This window comes from Streptomyces sp. CA2R106 (assembly GCF_037034245.1).
In the GTDB taxonomy this organism is placed as follows: domain Bacteria; phylum Actinomycetota; class Actinomycetes; order Streptomycetales; family Streptomycetaceae; genus Actinacidiphila.
Window position 1 is genome coordinate 113,081 of sequence record NZ_JBAGKC010000020.1, and the last position, 17,869, is coordinate 130,949.

Here is a 17,869-nt window from a genome sequence, read left to right on the forward strand (position 1 = left end):
CCGCGCGGCAGGGCACCATGCTGGGACAACGCCGCCGCCCGGGAGGGACCTCGCCGTGCGCACCACGCTCCACCAGATCCGGTCGATCGTCGCGCCTCCGCTCACCGGCCCGCACGGTCCGCTGCCGCCGCTGCTGCTCGTCCTGACCGTGGTGACCGGTCTGGTCGACGCCTTCAGCTACCTCGCCCTGGGCCGGGTCTTCGTCGCCAACATGACCGGAAACGTCGTCTTCATCGCCTTCTCGCTGGCCGGCGCCAAGGGCTTCTCCCTGCTCGCCTCCGTCCTGGCGCTGCTCGCCTTCGTCGCGGGCGCGGTGGCCGGCGGGCGGCTGTACGGGCTGGCCGCCGCGCACCGCGCGCGACTGCTGCTCGGCGCCACCGTTGCCCAACTGGCTCTGGTACTGGTGTCGTTGGGCTTGTCGGAGACGGTGTCGCTGCCTGCGGACGGCGCATCGCGCGCGGTGCTCGTGGTGCTGCTCGGGCTGGCGATGGGCTCGCAGAACGCGGTGGTCCGCCGGCTGGCGGTGCCCGATCTGACCACCACGGTGCTGACCATGACGCTCACCGGGGTCGCCGCGGACTCACGGCTGGCCGGAGGCGGGGACAGCAGGGCCGGGCGGCGGCTGCTGTCGGCGCTGGCGATGTTCGCCGGGGCGCTCGCCGGGGCGGCGCTGATCGTGCACGGTCATCCGACCGCGCCGCTGCCGATCGTGGCGGCCCTGCTGGCCGTGGTGGCGGCCGGGCTCGTCCCGCACCGCCACTCGACGCTGCCGTGGGCGGCCCCGGAGGCCGGCTGACGGCGGGGTGCCCGGCGGATGGCTGCGGTACGGCCCCCGGCGGCGGGGGCGCGGGGGCTCGGGGGGCGCGGGGGGCGCGGGCCGGTTTCACCCGGGTGGCCGCTCACCAGGGGACCTGTGAGGAACATGTGCCGCCGCTGGGAGATCATGGCAGGACAGCCCCCTGTCCCCCGTCCGCCGTCCTGTTGTCCCCCTGTTCCGCAGACCGGCCCCCATGAGGTGAGGTTCCGCAGTGCGCAAGCACCCGCAGCATTCCCCCGCCGCCCGACCGTCGTACTCCGCGCGCCTGCTCCGGCACGGCGCCCTCGCGGCCGGCCTGCTCGTGGCCGTCGCCGGGTGCGGGAACGGCAACTCGTCCTCCTCGTCCACGCCCACCGGCACCACGGCCACGTCCTCGCGGGCCGGCGCCTCCCCCGCGACCTCGACCAGCACCACCGCGAGCCCGACGGGGACCACCAGCGCGCCGCCCAGCACCTCGGCGCAGCCCACCGCCACCGCGGCCTCCTGCGTGGACCGGGCGTACGACGCGATGACGAACTCCCAGCGGGTCGGCCAGCTCTTCATGACCGCCGTCACCAGCACCGGCGTGACCGCCGCCCAGATGCAGGCGATCACCACCGGCAAGACCGGCTCGGTCTTCCTCCAGGGCCACACCACCGCGGGCACCACCGCGGTGAAGGCGGTCACCGCCAAGGTCCGCTCGCTGGCCTCCCCGGTCAAGGGCGTGTCCCTGGGCATGTTCGTCTCCACCGACCAGGAGGGCGGCCAGGTCCAGGTGCTCAACGGCTCGGGCTTCAGCACGATCCCGAGCGCGGTCACCCAGGGCACCTGGTCCACCTCCACCCTCCAGAGCAGCGCCGCCACCTGGGCGCGCCAACTGGCCGCCGCCGGGGTCGACATGAACCTCGCGCCGGTCGCCGACACCGTCCCGGCGAACCAGGTGACGGTGAACGCGCCGATCGGCAAGCTCGACCGGGAGTACGGCACCACCCCCTCCACCGTCGCCTCCCACAGCACCGCGTTCCTGCGCGGCATGAAGCAGGGCGGCGTGGTGCCGGCCATCAAGCACTTCCCGGGGCTGGGCCGGGCCAGCGGCAACACCGACTTCACCGCGAACGTCACCGACTCGGTGACCACCGCCACCGACCCCTACCTCCAGCCGTTCAAGGCCGGTATCCAGGCGGGCACGCCGTTCGTGATGGTCTCCTCGGCGATCTACACCCGGATCGACTCCCACAACCCGGCGGCCTTCTCCTCCGCGGTGATCCGCACCCTGCTGCGCGGCAAGCTCGGCTTCAAGGGAGCGGTCATCTCCGACGACCTCGGCAACGCCGCCGCGGTCGCCAACCGCACCCCGGCCCAGCGCGCGGTGGACTTCATCACGGCCGGCGGCGACATCGTCCTCACCGTGCGGACCAGCGACATCTCCCCGATGACGTCGGCGGTGCTCAGCCGGATGTCGTCGAACTCCGCCTTCCGCTCCGACGTGGCGGCCAGCGTGCGCCGGGTGCTCACCGCCAAGCAGAACGCGGGCGTACTGACCTGCGGCTGACCGGCGGCAGTCTCCTACCACGACCGCAGCAGCACCAGCAGGGCCCCGGTGTCCGCCGACCGGGGCCTTCTGCGGTCCATCCGGGTGGTCCACCCGTTTCCCTGGACCGGTTCGGCGCTCCGGCATGCGATCAAGGAGGAGCACAAGGGAACGCCGCACTGTGAGAAAGAAGGCCGCAATGTACTCAGCGCATGCCCGGCACCGCGTCACGACCGGCATCGCCGGTCTGCTGATCGCCGGTTCCGGCCTGCTCGCCGCGCCGTCCGCGTACGCCGCGGCGCCCCGGCCCGCCGTACCCGCGGACAGCGCCGCCGGCGCCACGACCGCCACGAGCGCCGCCGCTCCGGCGTCGGCCGGGCAGCAGACGCAGGCCACCGCCGAGCCGCAGGGCCGGGTCGTGTCGCGCCTGCCCCTGACGATCCGCGAGAAGGCCACGTCGAACTCCCGCTCGCTGGGCACCCTCCAGCCCGGCACCGTGATCTGGCTGCACTGCAAGGTCGTGGGCCAGAACGTCGACGGCAACAAGCTCTGGTACCTGCTCGGCAACGGCCGCCCCGGCTACGTGGCCGCGCGCTACGTGCAGAACCTGTCCGCGGTGCCGTACTGCAAGTGACACCACCACCGGCCCACCCCGGGCCGAGTTGCGGCGGACCGGCGCGAGGTCCGGCACGAGCCATGGCACGAGCGCCGGCACCGCCGCCGCAAGGTTTGGTGAGGGCACCCTAAGCATGACGCGCGGGTGAACTGCGGGCGAATTGTGGGTTCCTGGCCTTTGTGCAGGTGGGAGGGCGTGCTGCCGCGTGTTTAGCATGTCGGCGTCACATCCTGCTGCACCGATTCCCGGAGGTCCGGTGTGCCCGCCGAACCCGCGCCCGAACCCGCACCGGCGGCCGGCGAGCAGACCGCCGCGCCGCCCGACGGCGTAGTGCCGCCCGCCGAGGAGGCGGCCGAGGTGGAGCGGACACCCGGCGGCGAACCGGCCGCCCCCGAAGGGGAGCCGGCCCCGGCCGACGCCACCGCCGCCACCGCCGACACGACCGGCACCGCCGACACGGACACCGGCGCGGACACCGACCTCACGGCCTCCGCGGCCCCCTCCCCCGCCACCGCCGCCGCCCCCGGAGCGCCCCGCCGGCGCCGCGCGCGCGGCTGGACCGTGGCGGCCACCGCCGTCGCCGTCGCCGCCGCGGTCACCGCCGGGGTGCTGGCCACCGGCGGCGGCCACCGCACCGCCGGCACCAAGGCCGCCGCCTCCGCCGACGGCCTGGAGCACACCGCCGTCGAGGTGTCGCCGAGCACCTGCGGCAGGGGCTGGGGCGCCGCGCAGCAGCCGCACGCCGGCACCCAGGCGTTCGACCTGCACAACACCGCGGGCAGCGCCACCGAGGTCTACCTCAAGGACCCCAAGACCGGGAAGCTGTTCGCGGAGATCGAGGGGCTGGCGCCGGGCGCGACCCGCTCGATGGTCGTGGACCTCGGCAGCGGCCGGTACGCCTTCGAGTGCCAGCAGGAGGACACCGACGCGGTCACCGGCCCCACCGTGACCGTCCCCGGCACCGTCCCGCAGGGGCCGTCCTCGCTGCCGGTCACCGTGCACGACCTGATCCCGCCGACCCTGGCCTACCAGAAGTGGATCAAGGCGCGGATGGCCGAACTCGCCACCGACACCGGGGTGCTGAAGTCCGACCTCGACCGCGGCGACCTGGCCGCGGCCCGCCGCGACTGGCTCACCGGCCACCTGGTGTACGAGCGGATGGGCGCCGCGTACGACACGTTCGGCGACGCCGACGACGTCATCAACGGCACCGCGCCGATCGGCCAGGACCCGTCCGCCGAACCGGACTTCACCGGTTTCCACCGGATCGAGTACGGCCTGTGGCACGGTGCGTCCGCGAAGTCCCTGCGCGGCCAGGCGGACACGCTGGACAAGGCCGTACGGGCGCTGAAGGCGCAGTGGAGCACGCAGCAGATGGACCCGGCGAACATGGGGCTGCGCGCGCACGAGATCATCGAGAACGCCGAGCAGTTCGAACTGACCGCCCGCACCGACTACGGCAGCGGCACCAACCTGGCCACCGCGTCGGCGAACATCGACGGCACCCGGGCGATCCTGGCGAAGCTCCGCCCGCTGCTGGCCGCCCGCGACACCGGCCTGAAGCAGCTCGACGCGTCGCTGGACCGCGCCCAGAACTACCTGAAGTCCCTTGACCACAACGGGAACTGGACCCCGCTGGCCGAGCTCACCCGCGCCCAGCGCGAGCAGGTGAACGCCGACTTCGGCGACCTGCTGGAACAACTCGCCCCGGTGGCGGCGATCTTCGACGTACGGAGGACGGTATGACGACCGACACGGGCTGCCCGGCCGGCGGCGGCGAGCTGCGCCGGCGCGGTTTCCTGCGCGGCGCGGCGGTCGGCGTCGGGGCGGTCGGCGCGGTCGCGGGCGGCGCCGCCGCGCTGACCGGGTCGAGCGCGGCGGCCGCGACGCCGTCGGCGAGCGCCAAGCAGGCGGCGCCGTTCCACGGCGCGCACCAGGCGGGCATCACCCAGGACGTCCAGCCGGCCAGTGTGTTCCTGTCGTTCGACGTCACCGCGGCCGACCGGCGTGAACTGGTGGAGCTGCTGCGCACCGTCACCGAGCGGGCCCGGTTCCTGACCGGCGGGGGCACCCCGGCGGCGCTGGGCATCACCGACTCGCCGTCGGACAGCGGGACGCTGGGCCCGCGGGTGCCCGGCGACGGGCTGAGGGTCACCACCGGGGTCGGCGCGTCGCTCTTCGACGGCCGGTTCGGGCTGGCGGACCGCAAGCCGCTGCGGCTGACCGAGATGCCCGCGTTCGAGGACGACGACCTCCAGCCGGACTGGTGCCACGGCGACCTGAGCCTCCAGCTCAGCGCGCCGCACCAGGACACGGTGCTGCACGCGCTGCGCGACATCGCCCGGCACACCCGCGGCGGCATGCAGGTGCGCTGGCGGATGGACGGCTTCACCAGCCCGCCCCGGCCCAGCGGCACCCCGCGCAACCACCTCGGCTTCAAGGACGGCACCGCCAACCCGGACATCAGCGACCCGGCGGTGGCGAAGAAGCTGCTGTGGACCGGCGGCAACGGCGAGCCCGCGTGGACCACCGGCGGCTCGTACCAGGTGGTGCGGCTGATCCGGATGCTCGTCGAGTTCTGGGACCGGGTCTCGATCACCGAGCAGGAGCGGATGTTCGGCCGGGCCCGCGACACCGGCGCGCCGCTGGACGGGAACGCCGAGTCCGACACGCCGAACTACGCGCTGGACCCGATGGGCGACGTGATCCCGCTGGACAGCCACATACGGGTGGCCAACCCGCGCACCGCGAAGACCGACGGCTCCCGCCTGCTGCGCCGCGGCTACAACTACGACCGGGGCATGGACAGCGACGGCAACCTCGACATGGGGCTGGTCTTCGTCTGCTACCAGCAGGACCTGGAGCGGCAGTTCGCCACCGTGCAGAAGCGGCTGGCCGGCGAGCCGCTGGTGGACTACATCACCCCGTTCGGCGGCGGTTACTTCTTCGCCCTGCCCGGTGTCAAGGACCGCAGCGACTGGCTCGGCCGCGCCCTGTTCGCCTGACCTGCGCACACAGTTCCCACCCAGGCCACCCACACCGAACCGCCCCCTTCTGTTCACCCGGGGGCCACCACCGGGCCGTTGTCATGTCGCGGCTCACCCCGACGATCGCGTTCGACACCGCGCGCGAACCGACAACCGGCACGCGTCGAGCACCACACAGCGGAGGCTGACACAGCATGAGCACCACAGGCGGTACGAGCAGGTCAAGAGGGGGTTCCCGGCGGCGCACCGCGCGCTGGGGGGCGTTCGCCGGGGCGGCGGCGCTCGTACTGCTGGGGGGCACCGCGCCCGCCTACGCCGACAACGCGGACCACGGCGGCGGCAAGGGCGGCACCAGCACCACCACGCCGATCAAGCACCTGGTGGTGCTCTTCGACGAGAACGTGTCGTTCGACCACTACTTCGCGACCTACCCGAAGGCCGCGAACACCGACGGCACCACGTTCACCGCGGCGAAGAACACGCCGAAGAACATCGACACCGCCGCGCACGCCGGCCTGGTGAAGTCGAACCCGAACCAGTACACCCCGCAGCGGCTCAGCCCGGACGAGGCCGTCACCTGCGACCAGAACCACAGCTACGGCCCGGAGCAGTACGCCGCGAACGGCGGCAAGGCCGACCAGTACGTCCAGAACACCGACAGCGGCAAGTGCTCGGGCGGCCTGTACTACCAGCCCGGCCTGGTGATGGACTACTACGACGGCAACACCGTCACCGGCCTGTGGAACTACGCCCAGCACTACTCGCTCGGCGACAACTCCTACAGCTCCAACTACGGCCCGTCCACGCCCGGCGCGCTCAACCTGGTCTCGGGCCAGACGCACGGCGTGGTCTCGGTCGACCCGGCCTCCGGCACCGAGAACCCGAAGCAGACCGCCACGCCCGACTCGTACACCGTGGTCTCCCCGAACGCCAAGGGTGTCGGCACGGTCGCCAACGACCCCGACCCGGCCTACGACGACTGCTCGGACAACAGCCACACCAGCACCAACGCGCTCGCCTCGATGACCGGCAAGAACGTCGGTGACCTGCTCAACGCCAAGAACGTCACGTGGGGCTGGTTCCAGGGCGGGTTCCGCCCGTCCACCGCGTGGGACGGCAAGCAGGGCGACTACGCCAGCTGCCTGGGCGACACCCACACCAACGTGGCCGGCGCCTCCTCCGTCGACTACAGCGCGCACCACTCGCCGTTCCAGTACTACAAGTCGACGTCGAACCCGCACCACCTGGCGCCGAAGAACACCGCCGAGATCGGCCACAACGGCCAGGCGAACCACAACTACGACCTGACCGACTTCGACTCGGCGCTGAAGGCCGGCAACCTGCCCGCCGTCAGCTTCCTCAAGGCGGCCGAGTACCAGGACGGCCACGCGGCCTACTCGGACCCGACCGACGAGCAGAACTTCCTGATCAAGGAGATCAACGCGATCCAGTCCTCCGCGGACTGGAAGGACACCGCGATCGTGGTCGCCTACGACGACTCCGACGGCTGGTACGACCACGCGTACGTCGCGCCGAGCAACGGCTCCAAGGACACCACGGTCGGCTCGAACGGCAAGGCCGCCGACAGCCCCGCCTGCCAGGCCGCCCCGGCCGCCGCGAAGGGCTACGCGGACCGCTGCGGCCCGGGCACCCGGCAGCCGCTGCTGGTCATCTCGCCCTACAGCAAGGTGAACTCGGTCGACCACACCCAGACCGAGCAGGCCTCGATCACGAAGTTCATCGAGGACAACTGGAAGACCGGCCGGGTCGGTGACGGGTCCTTCGACGCGCGCGCGAACACCCTGACCAACGCGTTCGACTTCAAGCACCCGAACGACAAGCAGGTGCTGCTGAACACCAACGGCTCGGTGAAGTCGGTCAAGCCGATCAGCGCCACCAAGCCCACCGCGCCCGGCAAGTCCGGCACGTCCGGCAGCGGCGGAAAGTCCGGCAGCGCGGGCGGCTCGTCGAGCTCCGGCGGCAACGCCCCGACGGCGCAGCTCGCCGAGACCGGCGGCTCCTCCCCGGCGCTGCCGCTCGGCATCACCGCGGGCGTCCTGGTGGTCGGCGGCGGCGCGCTGTACTACGCCCGCCGGTACCGCGCCTCCTCCCGCACGGCGGCCTGACGGGCCACCGCGCGGCACCGCGTCACACGAAGGGCCGTCCCGGTCGCCGGGGCGGCCCTTCGCCATGCCCGCCCGCCTGTCGGGCCTTGAAGCAACTGCCGGACCGGTCGGCCGCGTTGCCTTCACGAGGCGAACGCGCGGCGCGCCCGGCGGCGGGTCGGTGCCCGCCAACCGGCCGCCAACCGGCCGCCGGGCACGATCCGGCAGCGGCTGCGCGCACAACTCTTGACATGGGTGAAACACAGGGAGAAACATTCCGGTGTGCGTTGGGAGAGCGCTCTCACCGGTCAACCGGGGGGCGCTCGCCCGCAGTTCGGCACCTTTGGCCCAGCACCTTCAGCTCGGCACCGCAGTTCGGCACCTCAAGTCCGGCACAGCAGTCCGGACTTGCACCCCCACCCCTGGAACCAGGAGAGCCGCCATGCTTCCACCCCCCACCACCGCCGCGCTCAGACCCGCGGCCGCCACGGACCGGCACAGCCGGCGTACCGTCGTGGCCGCGGTGATCACCGCGCTGTTCGCCTCCCTGCTGCTGTTCGTGCCGGCCCGGGCCGCCCACGCGGCCGACACCCTGCTCTCGCAGGGCAAGACGGCGACCGCCTCGTCCACCGAGAACGGCGGCACCCCCGCCTCCGCGGCGGTCGACGGCAGCAGCACCACCCGCTGGTCCAGCGCCTTCTCCGACCCGCAGTGGCTGGAGGTGGACCTCGGCGCCACCGCGACGGTCAGCTCGGTCACCCTCGACTGGGAGACCGCGTACGCGACCGGCTTCAAGATCCAGCTGTCGTCGGACGGCACCACCTGGACCGACGCGTACTCCACCACGAGCGGCACCGGCGGCACGCAGACGGTCTCCGTAAACGGTTCCGGGCGCTATGTCCGGATGTACGGGACCGCGCGGGCCACCCAGTACGGCTACTCGCTCTGGGAGTTCCAGGTCTACGGCACCTCGGGCGGCTCCACCGGCGGCACCGGCCCGATCCAGGGCGGCGGCGACCTCGGGCCGAACGTGAAGGTCTTCGACCCCTCGACGCCCGACATCCAGAGCCAGTTGGACGCGATCTTCGCCCAGCAGGAGAGCAACCAGTTCGGCGACGCCCGCTACCAGGTGTTCTTCAAGCCCGGCACCTACAACAACATCAACGACCAGATCGGCTTCTACACCTCCGTCTCCGGCCTGGGCAAGAACCCGGACGACGTCCAGATCAACGGCGACATGACCGTGGACGCCGGCTGGTTCAACGGCAACGCGACGCAGAACTTCTGGCGCAGCGTGGAGAACATGGCGATCAAGCCGGTCAGCGGCACCGACCGGTGGGCCGTCGCGCAGGCCGCGCCCTTCCGCCGCATCCACGTCGAGGGCGGCCTCAACCTCGCGCCGAACGGCTACGGTTGGGCCAGCGGCGGCTACATCGCCGACAGCAAGATCGACGGCACGGTCGGGCCGTACTCGCAGCAGCAGTGGTACACCCGGGACAGCTCGATCGGCGGCTGGACCAACGGCGTGTGGAACATGGTCTTCTCCGGGGTCCAGGGAGCACCCGCCCAGGGCTTCCCGAACCCGGTCTACACCACGCTGAGCACCACCCCCGAGTCCCGTGACAAGCCGTACATGTACCTCGACGGCAGCGGCAACTACCAGGTGTTCGTGCCGAACCTGCGCACCAACGCCAGCGGCGTGGACTGGCCGAACACGCCGGGCACCTCGATCCCGCTGACCCAGTTCTACGTCGCGAAGCCCGGCGTGTCCGCGGAGACCATCAACGCCGCGCTCGCGCAGGGCCTGAACCTGGTGCTCACCCCGGGCATCTACCACCTCGACGAGCCGATCAGCGTGAACCGCGCCAACACCGTGGTGCTCGGCCTGGGCTACGCCACGCTCATCCCGGACAACGGGGTGGACGCGATGAAGGTCGCCGACGTGGACGGCGTGAAGCTGGCCGGCTTCCTGATCGACGCGGGCACCGGCAAGTCGCCGCAGCTGCTCCAGGTCGGCGCGCCCGGCTCCTCGGGGAGCCACGCGGGCAACCCGACCACCATCCAGGACGTCTTCGCGCGGATCGGCGGCGCCGGCCCGGGCCAGGCGACCACCGCCTTCGAGATCAACAGCAACGACGTGGTGATCGACCACACCTGGCTGTGGCGCGCCGACCACGGCGCGGGCGTGGGGTGGACCACCAACCCCGCGGACGAGGGCCTGAAGGTCAACGGCAACAACGTGCTGGCGACCGGCCTGTTCGTGGAGCACTTCGAGAAGTACGACGTCGAGTGGGCCGGCCAGAACGGCCGGACGATCTTCTTCCAGAACGAGATCGCCTACGACCCGCCGAACCAGGCCGCCATCCAGAACGGCAGCACCCGCGGCTACGCCGCCTACAAGGTCGACAACAACGTCACCAGCCACGAGGGCTGGGGGCTGGGCAGCTACTGCAACTTCACCGCGGACCCGACGATCGTGCAGGACCACGGCTTCGAGGCGCCGAACACCCCCGGCGTGAAGTTCCACGACCTGCTGGTGATCTCCCTCGGCGGCATGGGCCAGTACGCCCACGTCATCAACGACACCGGCTCCCCCACCTCCGGCACCTCCACCGTCCCCTCCACCGTCACCAGCTACCCGTAAGGCCGCACCACCCCCCGGCCGCCGCCCCCACCCGGGGCGGCGGCCCTCTCACTCCCCGATCACTCCCCGCTCCCGCCCCCGCCACGCTCTGCTAACGTGCCCGGACATCTACGGTCAGGGGGGCTGGTGGGAACCGTCAGGCGATCGAGGGCGGAACGGCGGCGGCAGGCGCAGATCCTCCGCTACTGGCGGGCGGTGGAGTACTTCAGCCCGCCGACGGTCGACCGGGTGGACCCGCGCAACAACGTCTTCCCCGTGCGCCCGGACCGGCCGCTCCCCTGGGAGCCCGGTTCCCGGACCGGCCCTGCCCCGGTCCGCGACAACTTCGTGTGGCAGCACACCGTGTACGCCGGCACGTTCGCGGTGGAGAAGGTGCGCGACGTCCTGCTGGAGGCATTCCGGGCGCCGGACGCCGAGCTGGACCTCGACGGCCGGATCAGCGGTGACAGCGCCGTGCTGTGCTTCACCGTCAACCAGGACGGCCTGCTGGTCAAGGACAGCGCCACCCTGTCCGCCTGTGCCTGGGCCGTGGGCCGGACCCTGGACCCGGGCCCGCACGACGACGCCTGGCTGGCCGGATTCGACGAGTACGGCAAGGGGTTGCTCCAGCGTCTGCTGGATCTCGGCGACGGGAAGGTGGCCGTCGAGCGGCGGACGTCGGCCGACCCCGACGGGCCGCCCTCGGGGCTCGGACCGGTCGCGGGCCTCTTCTCCCGGCTCGCGGTCACCGCGGCACGGAACGGGCTGGGCGTCGCGGCAGCGGCGGCCGGCGCGCACCTCGGACCGGTGGGGGGACTCGCGACCGAGCTGATCGAGCAGGCCGGCGGCGAGCTGATCGACGCGGCGGCCCGCAGCCTCGGCGGCCTGGAGGCGGGCGACGGCGGTCCCGCCGACACGCGGCGGCCCCGCGGTGCCGGGGCAGCGGGCGGGCGGGACGGCACGCGGCAGCAGGAACCGCCGGTCGAGCTGGGCACGAAGGTACTCGACGTGCACGACCTGGTGGCCGTCACCCGCTGGGTGGTGGATCAGCTGGGTGTGGGCGCGGCGCTGCGGCCCGACGCGATCCGGATCAGGAGCCGCGCGATCCCGGCACGGCAGGCCGGCGAGACAGTGGGCGACACCCTCCTCAACAGCTTCTACGCCGACGACCTGCAACGGGTCGCCGAGGCCGTCGAGGAGGGGCGGGCCGGCGACGCGCTGCTGGCCTACCTCAGCGCCGACGCGGACCTGGACGCGGCGGACCGCCACGACGTGCGCCGCGCGCCGGAGACCGTACTGGACCAGGTCCGCCCCTCGCGCATGCCGCTGGGACGCTGGCCGGCCGACAGCGACAAGCCCCTCGTCCTGAGCCAGCAGTTCGCGGTCAACCGCGTCATGGAGACGCTCGGAGCCGACGGCGGCACCGGGGTCTACGCGGTGAACGGCCCGCCGGGCACCGGCAAGACCACCATGCTGCGCGACCTGATCGCCGCGGTCGTGGTCCGGCGCGCCGAGCGGCTGGCGGAGCTGAGCAGTCCCGAACTCGCCTTCTCCCGCCAGCCGTACACCTGGCGCAGCGAGGACAACGCGGGCAAGATCCACCCGCGCGGCATCCATCCGCTGGTGCCCGCGCTCACCGGTTTCGAGATGGTGATCGCCTCGTCCAACAACGGGGCGGTGGAGAACGTCACGCTGGAGGTCCCCGGCGCGCGGGCGATCGGTGCGCAGTGGGCGGCCGACGCGGACTACCTCTCGGGCCCGGCCGGCATCGCGCTCGGCGAGCCGGCCTGGGGCGCGATCGCCGCCCGGCTGGGCCGGCGCAGCAACCGCTCCGACTTCGTGCAGCGCTTCTGGTGGGGGAACCCGCCGCAGGTCCCCGGCCGGCGGCGCGAACCGGCGGGCACGGCGGCTTCCTCGCCTTCGCCGGCTTCCCCCGCTTCCCCGGCTCCCGCTGCTCCCGGCCCCCTCGGGCCCCTCGGGCTCCAGAAGATGTTGCAGATGCAGCGGGGTGATCGCCGCACTCCCGGGAGGGCGGCCGCCGCGGTCACCGCCGACGGCGAGCACCGGCCGCTGGGGCGGGAGACGTGGAGCGATGCCGTACGGCGCTTCACCGCGGCCCGCCGGAAGGTACACGAACTGGCCGCGCAGCGGCAGGAGATCGCCGACCTCGCCGCCCGGCTCGCGGGGCCGGACGCGCTCCTGGCCACCCTCCTGACGCGGGAGTCCGACGCCCAGGACGCGCTGTCCCTCCTCCAGCAGGAGCGGCGTCACGGCGAGTCCGCGCTCGACGAGCGCCGTACGGAGTACACCGGGTGCCAGGAGGCGCTGTCGGCCGCACGGCTCCTCCTCGACGAAGCCGATGCCGCCGCGGCCTGCGGTGAGCAGCAGGTCAGTGCCGCGGAGGCGCTGCTGCACCGCCATGACGCGCGCAAGCCCGGCGTCGTCCGGCGGTTCTTCTCGCCGGAGACCCTGCGGCGCTGGCGGGCCGAGCGCACCCTGCTCGAGGCGCAGCTGGCCGCCGCCGACGCCCGGTTCACCGCGCTGGAGTCGGCCAGGGAGACCAGGCGGGTCGAAGTGCAGTCCGCGCGGGGCAGGTTGGACGAGGCGGTGGCCGCCGTCCGGCGGGCGGAGTCGCGGCTCGCCGTCTGCGACCAGGCCCGCGAGCGCCAGACCGCGGCGCTCGCCGAGGCCGGGGACCAGGCGGAGCGCAGGCGGCGCGCACGGGAGGACGAGGAGCGGCGGCTGGCCGACGCGCGCCGGCGCTGGGGCGCCGCCGTTCCGGGTGCGGAGTGGCGGGCCGACCCCGGCGACCGGGAGGCGATGGAGGCGCGGGAGCTGTCCGCGCCGTGGATGGACCCGGAGTTCGCCGCCGCGCGCTCCGCGCTCTTCCTCGCGGCCCTGGATCTGCACCGGGCGCTGCTGGCCAACGCCCCCGACCGCCTGCGCAAGAACCTCCAGGCGGCCATGGACGTGGTGGGCGGCCAGGCGCCGTCGGAGCTGCCGGCGAAGGTGGTGCTCGCCGCGTGGCAGATGCTCTTCCTGGTGGTGCCGGTGATCTCGACGACCTTCGCGTCGATGGGACGGATGTTCGACCGGCTGGGTGGCGAGGCGCTGGGCTGGCTGCTGGTCGACGAGGCGGGCCAGGCCGCGCCTCAGGAGGTGGTCGGTGCCCTGTGGCGCACGCGTCGCGCGGTGGTCGTCGGTGACCCGATGCAGCTCGAACCGGTCGTCACCCTGCCGTGGACCGGGCAGCGGCGGCTCGCGTCCCGCTTCTCGGTGGACCGCCGGTGGGCCCCGTCCGCGGCGTCGGTCCAGACCCTCGCCGACCGGCTCAACCCGTACGGCACCTGGCTGGCCGACCGGGACGGCGAGCAGGTCTGGCTCGGCTCCCCGCTGCGCGTGCACCGCCGCTGCGACCTGCTGATGTTCGAGGTCAGCAACGCGATCGCGTACGACGGGATGATGGTTTACGGCGTCTCCCGCGACCAGGACGACTTCCCCCTGGTGCAGCGCAGCATCTGGCTGGACGTGCCCTCGCTGCCGGGCGAGGAGAAGTGGAACCCCGAGGAGGGCAGCGTGCTGGAGTGGTTCCTCGGCCTCGTCGGGGACCGCATGGCGGACACGGTGGGCGCGGCGCCCGCGGACGGCGATCCGGCGGGGGAACTGCGGCGGCGGTTCGAGAGTCGCTCTTCGTCATCAGCCCCTTCCGCGACGTGGTGGCCGGCATCGACCGGGTGGCGGGCGGCCGCCTGTCCCGCAAGCGGTACGGGACGGTGCACACCACGCAGGGCAAGGAGGCGGACATCGTGGTCCTGGTGCTCGGCACCGGGACCGGCCAGGTCGGTTCCCGCGACTGGGCCGCCAAGAACCCCAACCTGCTGAACGTCGCCGTCACCCGCGCCCGCCGCCGGCTCGTCGTGATCGGGGACCACGCCGTCTGGTCGCGGCACCGCTACTTCGGCGACCTCGCAGGCCACGCCGGGCTCCACCGGTGGACGCCCGAGCGCTGAGCGGGAGCCCGCCCCGGGGGCCGGGCCGCGGGTGCGGCTACGGCTGCGGCTGCGGCTGCGGTTTGCGGGCCTCGATGAGGAAGCGGGTGGAGTGGGCGACGAAGGGGCCCTGCGTGGTGATGAGGCGGTGGAGGTCGCGCAGGCGGTCGCGGTAGCGGTCCACGGTGAAGTCGGGCACCATCCAGATCACCTTGCGCAGGAAGTAGACCACCGCGCCGATGTCGTGGAACTCCATCCGCAGCCGTTCCAGGCGCAGGTCCAGCACCTCCAGGCCGGCGGCCTCGGCCGCCGCCCGGGCCGTCCCGGGGTCGCGCGCGTCCCCGGCGCCGGACGGCTGCGGCCCGAGGAAGTACTCGTAGACCTCGGCAGCGCTGGCGGGACCGACCTGCTGGGAGAGGTAGGTGCCACCCGGGCGCAGCACGCGGGCGATCTCCTGCCACCACACGGTGACCGGGTGGCGGCTGGTGACCAGGTCGAACGCCGCGTCCGCGAAGGGCAGCGGCGGTTCGTCGGTGTCGGCGACCACGACCGCGCCGCGCGGGTGGAGCAGGGCGGTGGCCTTCGCGACGTTCGGCGGCCAGGACTCGGTGGCGGCCATCACGGGCGGGAGGACCGGGGCGCCGGCCAGCACCTCGCCGCCCCCGGTCTGGAGGTCCAGCGCGGCCGAGACCCGGCCCAGCCGCTGCGCCATCAGCCGCTGGTAGCCCCACGAGGGCCGCTGCTCGCTCGCCCGCCCGTCCAGCCAGGAGAAGTCCCAGCCGGCCACGGACACGGCGTCGGCCTCGGCCACCAGCGCGTCGAAGGTCCGGTCCATCGGTTCAGCGTCGCGGCCCGCGCCAGGGGGCGGCAACCGGTTTTACGCGGTCGCGGGCGGGGGGAGGGTGAGGTAGCAGCGGATCGCGGTGCCGGCCGCGCCGGTGTGGGTGCGCACCAGGTCGGCCAGTTGGTGGACCATGAGCAGGCCGCGGCCGCCGGGGCGGCCGGGCGGGGGCAGGCGGCTGCCTGCCAGGGGGTCGGCAAGCCGCCCGCCGTCACGCACCTCGCAGGCGATGTGGCCGTCCTCCGCCCAGATCCGCACCACGCCCGAACCGCCGCCGTGCCGCACGCTGTTGGTGGTCAGCTCGGCGACGGCCAGCGCCAGGTCGTCCAGCCGCCGGCCGGTCAGCCCGAGCGCGTCGGCCGCGCGGACCGCGAACTGCCGTGCCGCGCGCAGCCCGTCGTCGTCGAACCGGAAGGACGCGGCGAACCGGGGCTCGGCCAACGGCACGTTGTAGGAGGCGGCGGCCATCTCGGGCGCGTAGTGCGCGCTGGGCCGGCGGCGGCCGCCCTCGATCAGCACCGGGTGGGTGACGCAGGCGTCGCCCAGGGCCTGCGGGGCGAGCCGGGCCGCGTCGTACAGGCACAGGATGGTCGCGCGGCGCCCGTCGAACGCCGCGTTGACCAGGGCCTCGTGCTGGACGCAGGCCGGGTACTCCAGCGGGGTGCGGCCGGGCCAGACGGGTTCGGCCACGATCCGGACCGGGCCGGAGGGCTGCGCGTCGGCGAAGGCGGCGAGGACACCGGGGATGATCCGGCCGGGGTTGCGGCCCGCGCTGGCCATGTCGGTGAAGTGCACGCCGTCGGCGAGCGGCCCGAGCGCGTTGTGCAGCCGGGCCAGCCGCTCCCCGGGCACCGCGACGGCGACGGGCTCGCCCGCGGCCAGGCCGTCCCGTACGAAGGCGAGGGTGCTCTCGAGGTACTCGGCGTCGTCCCGGTAGAAGCAGGCGGGGTGCGAAAAGGCGTCGGCGGACTCCCCCATGTCCTCCCACCCCCTTTCGGACACCTGTGCCGGTGCCGACAGTATGCGCCCCCGAAAAGATAACCTTGGGCAGGGGCCCTGCCCTGTCCGCCGGGCCGGGCCGGCTGTGCGGCCCGGAGTCAGTCGTGGTTGATCGCCTCGAACGCCGCCGACAGCGTCTCGCTCTCGTCGTCCGGCACCGCCCGCTCCAGGGCCGGCACCAGGTCGCGCCGCTCGTGGAAGAGGTACTGGTACATCTGGGTGAGGGCGCCGTCGATCGTCAGGCGGCGGGTGTCCTCCGGGTGCCGCCCGGTCAGCGCCCGGTCCAGGATGCCCTGGATCAGATCGCCCTCCTGCCGGTCCCGCGCCACCACCCGGGCGCTCTCGCCGTGCCGCTCCAGCACCTTGCGGACCGTGGCCTCCTTGGCCGCGCAGTGCCGCGCGAACATGTCGGCCAGCGGACGCAGCTCCTCCGGGGCGTCCACGTCCCGCATCCGCAGGTCCTCCACCGTCGCCAGCAGCATCCCTCCCGACGTCACCAGGCTCGCCGCCAGTCCGGTCGGCACGTGCTGACCCTTCTTCCCCGCGCCGTCCTCCTGATGCCGGCGCCTCAGACCCCACCTGCCGCGGCCGCCGCCGGCCGCCTTCTCCCGCTCGCCCGCTCCACTCATCGCCACCGGCTCCTTCTCCTGCGCTCACGGACCCCTACCTCCTACGGTGCAACGGCCCGGCCGTCCCCGCTCCTCACCTTGAGCCGCCGGGGCGGGGGCGCCCGCTCACCGGCCGCCGCCGTCCTCCTCCTCGGGCAGGTCCTCGTCGGGCAGGTCCTCGTCCGCCACCAGGTGCACCGCCGCCTCCTCCGCGGACGCGGCGCCCCCGTCGATCCCCACGTCCGCGCCGATCTCGCCGTCCCGCCGGGTGTGCGCGCCCTCGTCCGGGCCGACCAGCCGCCCCGAGCGCGCCTCGCCCGCCTCCGGGTCCACCAGTTCCCCGTCCGTGTCCGACGCGTCCCCCAGACCGTCGCCCTCCGGCGCCTCCCGGTCCGGCCGTTCCCGCGCGAGGCGCTGGTCCAGCGACTCCCCCTCCCGCTGCTCCTCCCCCGTCGTCCCGCTCTCCTCCACCGCCAGCGGTTTCTCGGGCGGGGAGTACCCCTCGTCCAGTACGTCCGCCACGCCCCGGTCCTCCAACGTGTCCTCCGGCTCCAACAGCCCGTCGTCCTCCTCCTGCCGATACACGTCGTCCCCCCACCCGAACCCGTTCGCTCCGACCTGCCGGTCGCTCATCAGCCCGCTCTCATCCCGTCGAGGACCCTTCACCAAACCACCGCCTACCCTTACGCTCTCACCCAAAACGACAGCTCGGGTTCCCCCGCGGCGCCCTCCCCGCCGAAGGGCGGGTCCTGTGGCTTGCGGGACCTTGCGGTC

The 17,869-nt window shown here is 73.4% G+C and carries 12 protein-coding genes and 1 pseudogene; 9 read left to right on the forward strand and 4 right to left on the reverse strand.

The annotated features are described in order from the left end of the window. The first annotated feature begins 55 nt into the window (after window positions 1-55). The 9 genes and pseudogenes from WA788_RS24885 (at window position 56) to WA788_RS24925 (ending at window position 14,668) form a co-directional block, all read left to right on the forward strand. Window positions 56-796, forward strand: a complete 741-nt coding sequence (locus tag WA788_RS24885; RefSeq protein WP_335980912.1) for a YoaK family protein — start codon at window positions 56-58, stop codon at window positions 794-796. Between the two features lie 232 nt (window positions 797-1,028). After that, window positions 1,029-2,348, forward strand: a complete 1,320-nt coding sequence (locus tag WA788_RS24890) for a glycoside hydrolase family 3 N-terminal domain-containing protein (RefSeq protein ID WP_335980914.1) — start codon at window positions 1,029-1,031, stop codon at window positions 2,346-2,348. A gap of 178 nt (window positions 2,349-2,526) precedes the next feature. After that, a complete protein-coding gene (locus tag WA788_RS24895; RefSeq protein ID WP_335980915.1) occupies window positions 2,527-2,961 on the forward strand; it encodes an SH3 domain-containing protein in 435 nt (144 codons plus the stop codon). A gap of 240 nt (window positions 2,962-3,201) precedes the next feature. Further along, window positions 3,202-4,689 (forward strand): EfeM/EfeO family lipoprotein, encoded by a 1,488-nt coding sequence (locus WA788_RS24900; RefSeq protein ID WP_335980916.1) that lies wholly within the window; start codon window positions 3,202-3,204, stop codon window positions 4,687-4,689. After that, window positions 4,686-5,948, forward strand: coding sequence for an iron uptake transporter deferrochelatase/peroxidase subunit (gene efeB, locus WA788_RS24905; RefSeq protein ID WP_335980917.1), 1,263 nt, complete (start codon window positions 4,686-4,688; stop codon window positions 5,946-5,948). Before WA788_RS24900 ends, efeB begins: the two co-directional genes overlap by 4 nt. Window positions 5,949-6,124: 176 nt before the next feature. Continuing rightward, entirely contained in the window at window positions 6,125-8,056 is a 1,932-nt protein-coding gene (locus WA788_RS24910; RefSeq protein WP_335980918.1) for an alkaline phosphatase family protein, read from the forward strand. Window positions 8,057-8,477: 421 nt separating this feature from the next. Further along, a complete protein-coding gene (locus WA788_RS24915; protein WP_335980919.1) occupies window positions 8,478-10,679 on the forward strand; it encodes a discoidin domain-containing protein in 2,202 nt (733 codons plus the stop codon). Window positions 10,680-13,688: 3,009 nt separating this feature from the next. Next, window positions 13,689-13,877, forward strand: a pseudogene (locus tag WA788_RS24920) (AAA domain-containing protein); the annotation flags it as partial. Between the two features lie 515 nt (window positions 13,878-14,392). Further along, window positions 14,393-14,668 carry an AAA domain-containing protein gene (locus WA788_RS24925; RefSeq protein ID WP_335980920.1) on the forward strand — a complete coding sequence of 92 codons (276 nt, stop codon included), beginning with the start codon at window positions 14,393-14,395 and terminating at the stop codon, window positions 14,666-14,668. 37 nt (window positions 14,669-14,705) lie between these two features. Here the strand turns inward: WA788_RS24925 and WA788_RS24930 are convergent, their stop codons facing one another. From WA788_RS24930 to WA788_RS24945, 4 genes are all read right to left on the reverse strand, one after another. Further along, window positions 14,706-15,482: a class I SAM-dependent methyltransferase gene (locus WA788_RS24930; protein ID WP_335980921.1), complete on the reverse strand. Its 777-nt coding sequence runs from the start codon at window positions 15,480-15,482 to the stop codon at window positions 14,706-14,708. 42 nt (window positions 15,483-15,524) lie between these two features. After that, window positions 15,525-16,466, reverse strand: coding sequence for a sensor histidine kinase (locus tag WA788_RS24935; RefSeq protein WP_335980923.1), 942 nt, complete (start codon window positions 16,464-16,466; stop codon window positions 15,525-15,527). Window positions 16,467-16,585: 119 nt separating this feature from the next. Beyond that, window positions 16,586-17,116, reverse strand: a complete 531-nt coding sequence (locus WA788_RS24940; RefSeq protein ID WP_335980925.1) for a hypothetical protein — start codon at window positions 17,114-17,116, stop codon at window positions 16,586-16,588. A gap of 105 nt (window positions 17,117-17,221) precedes the next feature. Continuing rightward, window positions 17,222-17,728 (reverse strand): DUF5709 domain-containing protein, encoded by a 507-nt coding sequence (locus tag WA788_RS24945; RefSeq protein ID WP_335980926.1) that lies wholly within the window; start codon window positions 17,726-17,728, stop codon window positions 17,222-17,224. Between the last annotated feature and the right edge of the window lie 141 nt (window positions 17,729-17,869).